Annotated in this window: 12 protein-coding genes; 7 read left to right on the forward strand and 5 right to left on the reverse strand. The window is 72.4% G+C overall.

The window, feature by feature from the left end; genetic code table 11:
* Positions 1-6: 6 nt before the first annotated feature.
* Positions 7-1,992 carry a SpoIIE family protein phosphatase gene (locus tag ACH4N1_RS22055; RefSeq protein ID WP_398099567.1) on the reverse strand — a complete coding sequence of 662 codons (1,986 nt, stop codon included), beginning with the start codon at positions 1,990-1,992 and terminating at the stop codon, positions 7-9.
* Between the two features lie 339 nt (positions 1,993-2,331).
* Between ACH4N1_RS22055 and ACH4N1_RS22060 the strand changes: the two genes are divergently transcribed.
* The 4 genes from ACH4N1_RS22060 to ACH4N1_RS22075 all read left to right on the forward strand — a co-directional run bounded on the left by ACH4N1_RS22060 (position 2,332) and on the right by ACH4N1_RS22075 (position 9,061).
* Positions 2,332-3,186: an MIP/aquaporin family protein gene (locus ACH4N1_RS22060; protein ID WP_398099343.1), complete on the forward strand. Its 855-nt coding sequence runs from the start codon at positions 2,332-2,334 to the stop codon at positions 3,184-3,186.
* A gap of 24 nt (positions 3,187-3,210) precedes the next feature.
* Positions 3,211-4,728, forward strand: a complete 1,518-nt coding sequence (gene glpK, locus ACH4N1_RS22065; protein WP_366058663.1) for a glycerol kinase GlpK — start codon at positions 3,211-3,213, stop codon at positions 4,726-4,728.
* A 344-nt stretch (positions 4,729-5,072) separates the two neighbouring features.
* The gene (locus ACH4N1_RS22070; protein WP_398099344.1) at positions 5,073-8,342 is read left to right on the forward strand and encodes a LamG-like jellyroll fold domain-containing protein; all 3,270 of its coding nucleotides are present in this window, start codon (positions 5,073-5,075) and stop codon (positions 8,340-8,342) included.
* A gap of 245 nt (positions 8,343-8,587) precedes the next feature.
* On the forward strand, positions 8,588-9,061 hold the full coding sequence (locus ACH4N1_RS22075; RefSeq protein ID WP_398099346.1) for an NUDIX hydrolase: 474 nt from the start codon (positions 8,588-8,590) through the stop codon (positions 9,059-9,061).
* 82 nt (positions 9,062-9,143) lie between these two features.
* Here the strand turns inward: ACH4N1_RS22075 and ACH4N1_RS22080 are convergent, their stop codons facing one another.
* On the reverse strand, positions 9,144-9,878 hold the full coding sequence (locus tag ACH4N1_RS22080) for a D-Ala-D-Ala carboxypeptidase family metallohydrolase (protein ID WP_398099348.1): 735 nt from the start codon (positions 9,876-9,878) through the stop codon (positions 9,144-9,146).
* A 68-nt stretch (positions 9,879-9,946) separates the two neighbouring features.
* Between ACH4N1_RS22080 and ACH4N1_RS22085 the strand changes: the two genes are divergently transcribed.
* Positions 9,947-10,174 (forward strand): hypothetical protein, encoded by a 228-nt coding sequence (locus ACH4N1_RS22085; protein WP_398099349.1) that lies wholly within the window; start codon positions 9,947-9,949, stop codon positions 10,172-10,174.
* A 38-nt stretch (positions 10,175-10,212) separates the two neighbouring features.
* Here the strand turns inward: ACH4N1_RS22085 and ACH4N1_RS22090 are convergent, their stop codons facing one another.
* Positions 10,213-10,722 carry an SRPBCC family protein gene (locus tag ACH4N1_RS22090; RefSeq protein ID WP_398099351.1) on the reverse strand — a complete coding sequence of 170 codons (510 nt, stop codon included), beginning with the start codon at positions 10,720-10,722 and terminating at the stop codon, positions 10,213-10,215.
* A 101-nt stretch (positions 10,723-10,823) separates the two neighbouring features.
* On the opposite strand from ACH4N1_RS22090, the gene ACH4N1_RS22095 reads away from it, so the two are divergent.
* Entirely contained in the window at positions 10,824-11,582 is a 759-nt protein-coding gene (locus ACH4N1_RS22095; protein WP_398099352.1) for a hypothetical protein, read from the forward strand.
* Between the two features lie 36 nt (positions 11,583-11,618).
* Here ACH4N1_RS22095 and ACH4N1_RS22100 read toward each other — a convergent pair whose 3' ends face one another.
* Positions 11,619-12,581: an expansin EXLX1 family cellulose-binding protein gene (locus ACH4N1_RS22100; protein WP_398099354.1), complete on the reverse strand. Its 963-nt coding sequence runs from the start codon at positions 12,579-12,581 to the stop codon at positions 11,619-11,621.
* Positions 12,582-12,781: 200 nt separating this feature from the next.
* Between ACH4N1_RS22100 and ACH4N1_RS22105 the strand changes: the two genes are divergently transcribed.
* On the forward strand, positions 12,782-13,204 hold the full coding sequence (locus tag ACH4N1_RS22105) for an ATP-binding protein (protein WP_398099355.1): 423 nt from the start codon (positions 12,782-12,784) through the stop codon (positions 13,202-13,204).
* A gap of 22 nt (positions 13,205-13,226) precedes the next feature.
* Here ACH4N1_RS22105 and ACH4N1_RS22110 read toward each other — a convergent pair whose 3' ends face one another.
* Positions 13,227-13,574: a DUF1330 domain-containing protein gene (locus ACH4N1_RS22110; RefSeq protein ID WP_398099357.1), complete on the reverse strand. Its 348-nt coding sequence runs from the start codon at positions 13,572-13,574 to the stop codon at positions 13,227-13,229.
* Positions 13,575-13,825: the final 251 nt, after the last annotated feature.

Below are 13,825 nucleotides of genomic sequence, written 5' to 3' on the forward strand. Positions count from 1 at the left end.
TGCCGGTCACTGCGGGCGGGCCATGAGGACGGCGACGTCGTCCTGCGCGGGGTGCGGCAGCATCCGTGCGAGGACGTCGTCGCAGAGTTCCGCCAGTGAGCGTGCGGGCGCCCGCAGGGCGCGGGCGAGCCGGTCCAGGCCCTGGTCGAAGTCCCGGCCGCGGGCCTCGACGAGACCGTCGGTGTACAGGACCAGCAGGCCACCCGGCGGCAGCGGGACCTCCTCCGTGCGGAACTCGTACCCTCCGGTTCCCAGCGGGGTGCCCGGCGGGCCGTCGAGGAAGGTGACCGATCCGTCCGGTGCGGTGACGGCCGGCGGCGGGTGGCCGGCCCGGGCGACCAGGCACCCGCCGGACGCGGGATCGTGGACGGCGTAGACGCAGGTCGCCATCTCGTCCTCGCCCATGTCGGCCACGACGGCGTCCAGTGAGCGGAGCATGCGGGCCGGAGGGATGTCGTGGCGGGCGAGGGTGCGCACCGCCGTGCGGAGCTGGCCCATGACCGCCGCCGCGTGGATGCCGTGGCCCATGACGTCGCCGATGACCAGTCCGGTCCTGCCGTCGGGGAGCGCGATGACGTCGAACCAGTCGCCGCCGACGTCGTGTTCGCTGGCCGGCAGGTACCGGCCGGTGAGTTCGAGGCCGGGGACGACGGGCAGCGCGCTGTTGGTCAGGCTGCGCCGCAGGGTGAGGGCCGCCGCGCGCTGCCGGGTGTACATCAGGGCGTTGTCGATGTTCAGGGCGGCGCGCGCGGCCAGTTCGTCGATGAGCACGCAGTCCTGCTCGTCGAAGGGTTCGCGGGTGCGGAGCCGGGTCACGACGACCGCGCCGAGCACCTTGCCGCGGGCGACCAGGGGGACCATCCGCGCGGAGCCGAGGCTCATCAGGTACGCGCGCAGGTGGTCGGAGCGGGGGTCGGTGACGAGGGCCGGGACGTCGGAGCGGTAGAGGTTCGTGGCACGCCCCTCGGTGATGACCCTCTCGTACAGCGAGCCGTGCGGGATCCGGGACGTCATGCCCGGCAGGAGCTTCGCCGTGGGGGCGGAGGGGTCGGGGAAGTGGGCGGCCATGCGCCGGACCACGCCGTGGGTGGAGGCGGCGGACTCGTCGGGCCGCAGGACCTCTTCGAGGAGCTGCACGTCGGCGGAGTCGGCGAGCTGGGGCACCAGCATCTGCACGATCTCCTCGGCGGTCTGCCGCAGGTCCAGGGTGGTGCCGATGCGGGTGCCCGCCTCCGCCAGCAGGGCGAAACGGCGTCTGGCACGCTCGGCGTCGGCCTCGGCGCGCTGGCTCTCCGTGATGTCGATGAGGGAGGCGATCAGGCCGAGGGTCCGGCCGGCGCCGTCGACGAGGGGGGCGTAGGAGCAGGACCAGGTCCGGTCGTGGTCGGGGTCGGAGGCGGTGCGTCCGGTGCGGCGGACGTCGACGACGGCGGTGCCCCGGTCCAGGACCTGCCGCATCGTCGATTCCAGGGCGGCGGCGTTGACGTCGGGCACCACCTCGGACAGGCGTTTGCCCAGGTGCTCGGCGGCGGAGAGGCCGTTCATCCGGGCGAGCGCGTCGTTGACCCGCAGGAAGCGCAGGTCGGTGCCGAGGGTGGCCAGGCCGATGGGCGACTGGCGGAAGAGGCTCTCCAGGGCGGCCAGTGAGTCCCGCATGCGCAGGACCTGGGAGGTCTCCACGGCGATGAGCAGGGCGCCGGGCCGTCCGAGCGCGTCGGCGGCCGGGACGATCCACATCTCCATCGTCACCTGGTGGCCGTCGCGGTGGCGCACCCACAGGGTGCCGACGACGGTCTCCCCGGCGTGCACCCGGCGGGTCAGCTGGTCGGCGAGTTCGCCGTTGCCCTCGGGGACGAGCAGGGCCGAGGCGGGCCGTCCGAGTACGTCCTCGGGCCGGTGGCCGAGCAGGTCCTGGGCGGCCAGCGACCACTCCACGACGCGTCCGTCGGCGTCCTCCCGCCAGAGCGCGATCGGCAGCAGTTCGCGCAGCACACCCGCGTACCCGACAGCCGTGGAGGGCTGTTCCGGTACCGGTCCCGCCGTCTGGTGAGCGTCCACCGCACGTCCTGACCCCCAGGCAACGTCTCGTACGAAAACACCCTATCCGGAAGAGTGGAGTCCACCAGGCGGCAGAGCCGTGGCGCCCGGACGGCCCGGACCGCCGGGATCACCCGGCGGCCGTCCGCGGCCACCCATGACCACGACCGCATACCGACTAGTTTGTCGCCTTATAGGACTGTTCGAGCGATTTCGTTCTTGTCGACTTATCCTGACGTCGGAAGGGCTCGGTAATCGAGAGCCGGTCCTTCGACCGGCGGGAAGCGAGCTTCCATGGCTGAGCGATTCAAAAGGTCGGGACTGATCGGCGAGTTGTCGGCCGAGTTCGCCGGCACGATGGTTCTCATCCTCTTCGGATGCGGAGTGGTGGCCCAGGTGGTCGCCGGCGGGGCCCTGACGACACCGCCGGGCGGCCTCGGCAACCACGACAGCATCGCCTGGGCGTGGGGCCTCGGCGTCACCCTCGGCGTGTACGTCGCGGGACGGATGAGCGGCGCCCACCTCAATCCCGCGGTGACCGTCGCCCTGGCGGCCTTCAAGGGGTTCCCGTGGAGCAAGGTCGCGCCCTACGCGCTGGCGCAGACCGCGGGCGCCTTCGTGGCGGCCCTGATCGTCCGGTGGAACTACACCGAGGCGCTGGCGAAGGCCGACCCCGGTCACACCATCAAGACACAGGGCGTCTTCTCCACGCTCCCCGCCAACGGCAACCCGAACCTGCCGGTCCACGAATGGGGCGCCTTCCGCGACCAGGTCATCGGCACCGCCATCCTGCTGCTGCTGATCCTGGCCGTCACGGACCTGCTCAACAACCCGCCCGGCGCGAACCTGGCCCCGTTCATCGTGGGCCTGATCGTCGTGGGCATCGGCATGGCGTGGGGAACCAACGCGGGATACGCGATCAACCCGGCGCGTGACTTCGGACCCCGGCTGGCCAGCTTCTTCACCGGCTACGGCGGAGCGTGGCGGGATCAGTACGGGAACCTCTACTTCTGGGTGCCGATCCTCGGTCCCCTGATCGGCGGTCTGCTCGGCGCCGGCCTGTACAAGGCGTTCGTCGGCCGGTTCCTGCCGACGGCGGAGCCGGAGCCTCCCGGCCGCGTCCCCGCCCCCGACGAATCCGAGCGCTGACCCCGGCAGCAAAGGCGGTACCCCATGGCTGACTTCGTGGGCGCGGTGGACCAAGGCACCACCAGCACCCGATTCATGATCTTCGACCACGACGGGAACGAGGTGGCGAAGCACCAGCTGGAGCACGCCCAGATCCTCCCGCGGTCGGGATGGGTCGAGCACGACCCCGTCGAGATCTGGGAACGCACCAACTCGGTGATACAGAACGCCCTGCGGCACGGGAACCTGTCCCCGGAGGACCTGGCCGCGATCGGCATCACCAACCAGCGGGAGACCACGGTGGTGTGGGATCCGCGCAGCGGGCGCCCCTATTACAACGCCATCGTCTGGCAGGACACCCGCACCGACTCCATCGCCGCGGCCCTGGAACGCTCGGGCAAGGGCGACGTCATCCGCCGCAAGGCGGGCCTGCCCCCGGCGACGTACTTCTCCGGCGGCAAGATCCAGTGGATCCTGGAGAACGTCGACGGGGTCCGCGAGGCGGCGGAACAGGGCCACGCCGTCTTCGGCAACACCGACAGCTGGGTCCTGTGGAACCTGACGGGCGGCCCGGACGGCGGAATCCACGCCACCGACGTGACCAACGCCAGCCGGACCATGCTGATGGACCTGGAGACGCTGGACTGGGACGACGAACTGCTGGGCTTCTTCGGGATCCCCCGGTCCATGCTGCCCGTCATCAACCCCTCCTCCCACCGCGAGGCGTACGGCGTCACGCGCACCTCCCGGCCGTTGCGCGCCGCCATCCCCATCACCGGGGTGCTCGGCGACCAGCAGGCGGCCACGGTGGGACAGGTCTGCTACGCCCCCGGCGAAGCCAAGAACACCTACGGCACCGGCAACTTCCTGGTCCTCAACACCGGCACCGAGCTGGTGCGTTCACAGCACGGGCTGCTCACCACGGTGGCGTACCGGTTCGGCGACGAACCGGCGGTCTACGCGCTGGAGGGCTCCATCGCGGTCACGGGGTCCGCGGTGCAGTGGCTGCGCGACCAGATGAAGATCATCAGCAGTGCCGACGAGAGCGAGACGCTGGCCCGTACCGTCGAGGACAACGGCGGCATGTACTTCGTCCCGGCGTTCTCCGGCCTGTTCGCACCGTACTGGCGTTCCGACGCCCGCGGCGCGATCGTGGGCCTGGCCCGCTACAACGACAACGGCCATCTGGCCCGGGCGACCCTGGAGTCGATCTGCTACCAGAGCCGTGACGTCGTCGAGGCCATGGAGCAGGACTCCGGGGTCCACCTCGACGTCCTCAAGGTCGACGGCGGCGTGACGGCCAACGACCTGTGCATGCAGATCCAGGCCGACGTCCTCGGGGTGCCGGTCAGTCGCCCGGTCGTCGCCGAGACGACCGCGCTCGGCGCCGCCTACGCGGCCGGCCTGGCGACCGGCTTCTGGCGCGACACCGACGAACTGCGCACCCACTGGCAGGAGTCCAAGCGCTGGCAGCCCCAGTGGTCCGACGAGCGACGGGCCGAGGGTTACGCCGGCTGGAAGAAGGCGGTGGAACGCACCCTCGACTGGGCCAAGGTCGAGTAGGCGCCTCCTGACAGGTCTCCCGAGAGCCCTCCCGAGCCGGGGCCGACAGCACGTGTCGGCCCCGGCTCCGCCGTGTCGCCGGCCGGGCGCGCCCGCGGTCGCGCCTGCGGTCGCGCCGTGCGAAAGGTCTGGACAACCCTCGAACATGCGTGTTGTCATTCCGCTTGCGCGCACGGTCCGCCATGTCCGAAGAGCCGCTGATCCCCTCCCCTGCTCGCGATCAAGTCCGTTGCTGAACAAGGCCGTTCGCGGGTGGACCGGCCGTGAGGACACCGTTCCCGAGTCGACGGCGCTCGACTCCCCCTCGATGCCCGCTCGATGCCCCCTGCGCGAGAAAGGTTTCGATGACCACACGACACGGCCGGCCGGCCACCGGACTGTGGGCGCTGCTGATCGCGGCAGTCCTCCTGGTGCTGCCCGTCGGCGGCCTGTTACCCACCGCCTCGGCCGCGGAACCGGTCGCCGGTACACCGGCGGCCTCCCCCGGCGGGGCCGCCGTCGAGGTGCACGGGCTGAAGGGCGAGTACTTCAGCATGTCGGCACCGGGAGCCCGCGACTTCGCCACCCTCGGCGGCACCCTGCTCGAACCGCAGATCAACTTCTCCGGCCTGACCGGCACCTTCGAGGAGCTGACCGGGAGGACCGAGCACACCACTGCCCGCTGGACCGGCCGCATCACGGCGCCGGCGACCGGCGACTACACCTTCCACGGCATCGGTGACAACGGCTTCCGGCTGTTCGTCGACGGCCGGCCGGTCATCGACCACTGGGAACCCGACTGGGACCGGGAACAGACGAGCGCGCCGGTCGGCCTGACCGCCGGTGAGCCGCACGACTTCCGCCTGGAGATGTTCCAGGACCTCGGCGGGTCGAACATGTTCCTGCGCTGGTCGACCCCGACGATGTCCAAGCAGCTCGTCCCCGAGTCGGCGTTCACCCCTCCGGCGGGATTCGAGGTCTACCCGGTCGACCTCTCCGTCGCCGAGGACGGGCGACACCTGCGGGCCCGCTTCGAGAACGAGGTCGGCGGCCTCCGGGACGCCAGGGACCACCTGAAGGTCGAGGCCGACACCACCGCGATGCCCGTCGCCTCGCTCGCCGTCTCCCCCGGTGACCGCACCACCCTGGACGTCACGCTCGCGGAACCGGTCCAGAAGGGCCAGCAGGTCCGCGTGACCTACGACGGCCGGGGCGGCCTGACGTCCGGCACCGAGACCGTCCCCCGGATCGTCCGCTCGGCGCGGAACGCCTCCGCGCACCGGCTCACCACCGCCTGGGGCGACGCCCTCGACGAGAAGAACCCGCTGCCGGAGTATCCCCGTCCGCAGCAGGTGCGCGCCAAGTGGAAGAACCTCAACGGCCCCTGGCAGTTCAGCGGTGCCGAGGCGGGCGAGCAGCCGGTGTTCGGCAAGGCCCTCGACGAGCGGATCGTCGTGCCGTTCCCGGTGGAGTCGCAGCTCTCCGGGCTGGAGCGGCACGAGGACCACATGTTCTACCGCAGGCTGGTCGACGTGCCGAAGAACTGGAAGGTCGGCAAGGGCAACCGGCTGAAGCTCAACTTCGGCGCCGTCGACCACCAGGCACGCGTCTGGGTCAACGGCAGGAAGGTCGCCGAACACACCGGCGGCTACACCGCGTTCGGCGCCGACGTCACCGACGCCCTCACGGACACCGGGCCGCAGGAGATCGTGGTCGCGGTCACCGACACCGGTGGCGCCGACCAGCCGACGGGCAAGCAGTCCACCGCCCCGGGCGGCATCTTCTACACCCAGTCGTCGGGCATCTGGCAGACGGTGTGGATGGAGCCGGTCGCCGGCACCTCCATCGACGACGTGGTCACGACCCCCGACATCGACACCGGCAGCCTCGCGGTGACCGTCGAGTCCGAGGGCGCCTCCACGAGGGCGCGCGTGGCGGCCGTCGCCCGTGACGAGCGCGGCAGGGTCGTCGGCCGGGTCAGTGGGCCGGCCAACAGGGAACTGCGTCTGCCCGTGGCGAAGCAGCACCTGTGGAGCCCGGACGACCCCTACCTCTACGATCTCGACGTCACCCTGACCGACGGCAGGTCGACCGACCGGGTGGGCAGCTACTTCGGCATGCGCGAGATCGGCGTCGCGGACGTCGGCGGCTACCGCAAGCTCGTGCTCAACGGAAAGCCCGTCTTCTCCCTCGCCACGCTCGACCAGGGCTTCTGGCCCGACGGGCTGTACACCGCGCCCAGCGACGAGGCCCTCGCCTTCGACCTGGAGGCGCACAAGCGGCTCGGCTTCAACGCGGTGCGCAAGCACATCAAGGTGGAGCCGGCGCGCTGGTTCTACCACGCGGACCGGCTGGGCCTGCTGGTCTGGCAGGACTTCGTCTCCGGGAACATCACCAGCCGGGCGGGGCAGAAGGCGTTCGTCGACCAGGGCAGGGAGATGATGCGCCAGCACCACGACGCGCCCTCCGTGATCGGCTGGATCGTCTTCAACGAGGGCTGGGGCGAGTGGGACCGCGAGGAGAGCGGCCGTCTCGCCGAGGCCGTGAAGGCCGCCGACCCGTCCCGGGTCGTCAACGCCCACAGCGGCGTCAACTGCTGCAATTCCAAGGGGGATTCCGGCAAGGGCGACATCATCGACCACCACGACTACAACAACACCGACCCGGCCTTCCCCGACCGGACGCGGGCCGCGATGGACGGCGAGCACGGCGGCTTCACCCTGCGCGTCCCGGGCCACCTGTGGCCGGGCACCCCCACGGTGATCTACAGCGGTGTCGCCGACAAGGAGGCGCTGACCCGCACGTACGTCGAGAACACCGAGCGGTACTACCTCGACCAGGCCGGGGCCGAACTGTCCGGCTCGGTGTACACGCAGATCACCGACCTCGAGAACGAGCTCAACGGCCTCTACACCTACGACCGCAGGGAGATCAAGGTCGACCCGGCCCGGGTCCGGGAGGTCAACCGCGAGGTGATCGCGGCCGGCGCCGCCGCGGGCGACCGGAAGGAGCTGAAGGGCGGCGGACGCTGGTCCCTCGACGAGGGCACGGGTACCACCGCGAAGGACGACGGCCCGAACGACAAGGGCCTGAAGCTCTCCGAGGGCACCACCTGGACACCCGGTGTCAGCGGCAGCGCACTGAAGTTCGGCGGCGAGGGACAGTACGCCGAGACCGACGGCCCGGTGCTGGACACCACGGGCAGCTACTCGGTGTCGGCCTGGGTCACCCTCGACGCGCTGCCGGGCAACTACGCCACCGCGGTCAGCCAGGACGGCCGGCGCCGGGCGAGCCCGTTCTACCTCCAGTACGGGCAGGGCGCCTTCGCCTTCAGCACCCCCGGCGAGAAGCGCGCCCGGCTGGCGATCACCCCCGAACGCGGCCGCTGGTACCACCTCGTCGGGGTACGGGACGGCGCGCGCGGCACGATCACGCTGTACGTCGACGGCACACCGGCGGCGACGGCCGACGCCGGTCCCGCCTACGTCGGCTCCGGCCCCCTCGCCGTCGGCCGCGCCCAGTGGAACGGCGCCGACACCGATTTCTGGAACGGAGCGGTCGACGAGGTCCACGCCTTCGACCGGGCCCTCACCGCGGAGGAGGTGAGCGCCCTGCACGGCCGGGAGAAGCCGTGACCGGCGGGTCCGGGCGGGCGGTGCCGGGATAGGGTCTGCCGGTCCGGGGCAGTCGGACCGGCAGAGACCCGGAGGCAGCTCCGGCCGAGCACAGGGAGCCTGTCCGCGATGGGTACCGCCGTCCACGTGCCGCAGACCAGGGACATGATCGGGGAGGAGCTGTCCGGCGACGAGGCGCTGGCCGCGTTGCGGCGCTACGGCGGCTTCTCCCTGCTCGTCAGCCCTCGCCGTATACCGTCGGGGCCGTGGACACGACACACCGGCCCGCCGCCCGCGTCATCTGCCTGGACGCCGCCTGTCGGGTGCTTCTCCTGCGCTGGCGCGATCCGTTCGACGGAAGCCTGCTGTGGGAGCCGCCCGGCGGCGGGATCGAGCCGGGCGAGACCCCGCTGGAGGCGGCGCGACGCGAACTGGCGGAGGAGACCGGGCTCGACCCGGCCGCGGTCGTCGACCGCTCGGTGCCCGTGGACCGGGACGTGTGGTGGAACGGCCGGCGGTACGTCGGGACGGAGCGCTTCTTCCTCGCGCGGTACGCCGAGGAGAGGCCGGCCGTCGTGGGGAGCGGTCTTCTTCCCGGCGAGCGGGCGGCCCTGGACACGCACCGCTGGGTCGCGTGGCCAAAGCTGCGCTCGCTGCCGGACCGGGTCGAGCCGCCACGGCTGCCGGCCGTGCTCGGCGCCCTGGTGCCGGACGGCCCGTGGGGGCGGTCGGAAGGCTGAGTGCGGGGCGGACCCGGGGCCGCCGCGCATGCCTCCCGACCGCGGACCGGGCGCGACCGGCGTGCCGTGGGGATGCGCCGGCTCAGATGCCGCAGGTGGGTGCGGACCAGTAGGGGGACGGGTCGAGGGCGACGTGGGTGTGGTCGTTGTGGTCGGGGTAGCCCGGGCCGAGGATCTCCGAGAAGCCGTGGGTCCTGGCCTGCTGGGCGAGCCGGCACAGGGTCGGCGATCCGGTGAGGTCGGCGGCGTCGCCGTAGAGGTGGCGGCTGGTGGACGAGCCGCCGGCCGCGTTGTTGCAGGCGTAGGAGCGGAAGCCGCTGGAGACGGTGAGCGGGACGTCGCCGAGGGCGTGCCGCATGGCCTCGAGCTTCCACATCGTCTTGAGGGCGTTCGCCTTCGCGGTGGCCGCGGAGACGGCGCCGCCGGACCAGTCGGAGTTGCACCTGTTGAGTTCGGCGTAGCTGAAGTGGACGGGGGTGCAGTCCGCGTCCTGGAGGGCGTAGAGCTTGCTGAAGGTCTGCGATCCCGCGACACCGTCCGCGGTCAGGCCGTACGCGGCCTGGAACTTCTTGACGGCGGCGGTGGTCCGCGCGCCGAACTGGCCGTCGTAGGAGAGCCGTTCGCCGGAGGTCACCCATCCCGCGACGCGGATCTGGAGCTGGGTGACGTCGCTTCCGGAGGATCCCTCGGACAGGGTGCGGCTCCAGGTGTAGCACTCGTCGGCGTGCGCGGTGCCCGAGGTGGCTCCCACCCCGATCACCGCACCCGCCATGATCATGACAAACGAGACAAGCAGACGTGACGCGCGTCTGAACATCCGGCCTCCCGACCGTCGACTCCGGCACCGACCGGCCGCCCCCGTCTCGACGGCGGCCCGTGCACAGAGTGGAGCACCGCGCTACGCGCGTCAACGGCGCCCGGGGCACGGCGGCTTCGGGAGCGCTGCCGAGACCATCGGCCACCCGGGTCGGCACCCCCACACTGGACTGCGACGTGCTCGGCGTCGCGAGCGGCGACCCGCGCATCATGATCTGCACGGCCGGGCCCGGCACCGAGGACGCCGCACGGCGGGAACTCCTGGCCGTCCTGGGCACCCGGTCCCCCACCGGGTGACGGGCCCGGCCGGGCGGGGGACGGCCCGCGCGGACGCGTCACACCCGGGAGGCCGCTTCGAGTTCCCTCTTGAGGTTGCGCAGGGTGGTCTCGATGTTGCGCACCTGGAAATCGGCGAACGTACGGCCCCCGGTCACCGCCTTGTCGAAGGCGTGGGCGACCGCGTCCGGCCACGCCCGGCGGTCGTCGGTCCAGGTCTCCGTCACTCGCGTCCCCTCGCCCACCGGCTCGAGGAGGTACTCCCACGTGGCGATCGGCCCGCGCAGACGGGGCCGCCTGATGCCGATGGCGTGGACGCGGAAGGCGAACCGGCGGCCGGGCTCGGCCGCCGTCACCGTGCAGCGCGTGACCCAGCGGAACCTCCCCCGCTTGTTGAGGCCCTCGAACGACGTCCCCGCCACGGCCGGCCCGACCGGCGTCCGCGGCGAGGTGCCGAGGTTCTCCGGGCTCCAGCGCCCCATGTCCGCCGGCCGGCTGACCGCGTCGTAGACCGCGGCGGGCGGGACGTCGACGACGATGTCACGGCTCACGGTGAGGATGCGGGCCACGGGGCCTCCTACGGGACGGGAACGCACGACCGGCACATGCGCTACTGGCGAGTAGCGTCGATCGTACGACGTGCCTCCCGGCGGCGTGCATGATGGGCGGGATGAACCACGACGCCCTTCCGGGCCCCTTCGGCGACGACCACCTCTTGGTGCACAGGGAGCCGGCCCCCGAGCGGTACGGACGCCTCGACGTGCGGTCCACCGATCTTCGTCCGGCCGAGTGGCTCACCGAACGGTGGCCGGGACACGGTGACTTCGGAACCGTGGCGGGCGTCGCCGCGCCCGGGTTCGCGGCCTACGCGCGGGTGCTGCATCCGGCGTCGCTGGACGAGCGGCCGGTGCGGTGGACGACGGTGGCCGCCGCCCTGGGGCGTGTCGTGGGGCCGGACACCGCCTGGCACGAGGTGATCGGCGCGGACCCCGACCACCGCGGCGCCTCCGGGTACGGCCTGCCCGGCGTCTGGGACGAGCATCCGGTGGAAGGGCCGACCCCGCCCGCCCTCGCCCTGTCCCTGGTCCCCCTCCTGGCCCGGCACACCCGGACCCCCGGCACCTGCTGGTTCGGCCTGTGGCACGGTTACGGCCGCTGGGACTTCGGCCGGTACCCCTCGTTCGAGACCCCCGGCCGGGACGAGGTGCTCCTGTCCGGCACCCTCGACGAGGCCGTCAGCCCGGTGGAACTGGACGAGTTCGCCGAACTGCCCGACCTGTGGTGGCCCGACGACCGTGCCTGGTGCCTGGGCGGCGACGTGGACCTGATGAGCACGTACGTCGGCGGGTCCCCCGAACTCGTCGCCGAACTGCTGGCCGCGCCCGGCCTGGAGGTCCACCGGGTCACGGCCGGTGACCGGGTGGCCTGACGGCCACCGCACGACGGACCTCAGTGCCGCCGGAACTCAGTGCCGCCGGAACTGGAGCCCGGTCGGCTGCAGGACGTCCGGGCGCACCGCGACGCCGTCGAGCCGGAGTTGTTCGCCGTAGATGTCGGTGATCCGCAGGGGGCCTCCGCAGCCGGTGCCCCGTTCGGAGAGGAAGTAGTTGAACTCGGCGCGGGGCAGCGGGTGCCAGGCGCCGTCGTCCCGGACCTCCAGCCGGGCCACCGGGTTGCGGTGGCCCACGACCTGGACGCCGCACCAGTACCGGGTGGAACCGGTCTTATACCGGACCGCGACGGTGTCGGGGGTGCTCGGGCTCACCAGGGTCCACGTGATCGGGATCTGCCCCGCCGAGAGAGCGCCGAGCTTCGCGAACGCCTGCTTGCTGAGGTCGAGTTGACCGGGTGCGCAGGGCAAGGGGCACTCGTTGGTGACCTTGACCGTGACGGAGGCGCCGTTCGCCGCGCGGACGCGGAGGTGGGCCCCGCACGCCCTGGACGTCTCGTAGTCGGCGTGGTTCATCGCCGCGATCATGAGGTCGTCGCTCGGGCCGAGGAGGCAGGCGCCGTCGCCGTCCCCGGCGTCGTAGTGGGTGGCGAGTCCGCGGTAGGTGACGCCGGGGCGGATCCGGCCCGCCGGCGGCGGCTCGGCGGCGACCGCCCGCGCGGGGCTCGACGCCGACGCGCGCGCCCCCGGTGTCACCGCCGGGGTCTTCGACGGGCTCGCACCGGGGCTCACCGTGGGCGACGCGGAGGACGGGCGGGACGGGGAGGGGGACGGCGGGGCGGACGGCGGGCGCGTCACGGTGCCCGACGGGGCGGCGGCGGGTACCGCGACGGTGCGTCCGGGATCGACGTCGCCGTCGGGGCGCAGCGCCACCACCAGGCAGACGAGGACGCCCGTGGCGACCAGCGCCGCGGCCGTCGTCGTCCACCGTGCGCGCGTGCTCGGGCGGCGCCGCGCGGCGTGCCTCTTGGTCTTCATGTCCGTCCGTTCGGAAGAGCGGGTCGACTTCACGTCACCCGGTCGCCGCCCGGCGCGAAAAGGTTGCCGCCTCTTCCTCCCGCCCTTGCGCGCCCGGAGCGGGAACCGGCCCCGACCCGGCGTACGGTCGGGGCACGCCTCACCCCGTCGAACCGGGGTACACGCCCCTGCGTCAGGGCGTATCCAGGGAAGAGGTCACGATGGACAAGTCGGCGCTGCGGGCGGTCGGGTGGGCACGCACTCTGCCGATGGACAGTTCGGTGAAGGCCGCCCGCGACTGGGCGAGGGAACACCTCGACTCGCTGGGCTGGAGCACCGGGGCCCCGGAGACCGCGGACGCCGTTCTGCTGACGGTCTCCGAGCTGGTCACGAACGCCCATCGGCACGCCCACAGCAACGCCCAGCTCGTCATGGCGTGGGACAGCCGCTGTCTGCACATCGCGGTCCACGACCACTCGGGCGAGCTGCCCACTCCCCGGGAGCCCAGCACCGACCAGGTCGGAGGGCGGGGCATGTTCCTGGTCGACGCCCTGGCCGACAGCTGGGAGGCGCATCCCTGCCCGCACGGGAAGACGATCACGGCCTGTTTCAGTCCGCCCGCGGCCGAGGAACGGCGGAGCTGAACGCACGGGTGCCCGAGGTCCGTCAGCGAGCGGGCAGCGCCTCGCGCATCCTCTCCGCCGTACGGCCCGCGTCGTAGTCCGCGGGGACGCCCGCGACGAGAATGACGTCGCCCTCGATGTGCCGGGTGCGCAGGGGCGCGATCTCCCGGTAGGCGGCGGAGGACCACCAGGCCCGCGCCTCGGTGATCGAGGGGAAACCGATCATCACGACATGACCGGGCCAGGCGCCCTCCATCACCTCGTGCGGTGTGCCGTGCACCAGGAAGCGGCCGCCGTACGGCTCGAAGGTCGCGGTGACCCGCTCCATGTACTCGGCGATCTCCTCGTGCGGTGCCGCCTCCCGCAGGTGGGCGATCGCGTAGGCAGACATCATGGTGTCCTTCCGTCCGGTGGGGCGCTCTCGACGGCCACGATCCTGCCCCGCGGGAGGGCGGCGGTCGATTACCCGGGAGGTAAGGCACGGCGGCGGACCGCGCGCCGACCACGGGCTCGGGCGCGCAGCCGGGCCGCGGTGTCGGTGGGGGCTCTCCCGTCCGGGTCCATCGGGCCGCTGGTGAGGAGGACGGCCCGGCGGTCCGGCAGGACGGCCGGGGCGGCGGCGACGCCGGGGCCCATCGCACC

The sequence above is a fragment of the Streptomyces sp. NPDC017202 genome, from assembly GCF_044331705.1.
Classification (GTDB): domain Bacteria; phylum Actinomycetota; class Actinomycetes; order Streptomycetales; family Streptomycetaceae; genus Streptomyces.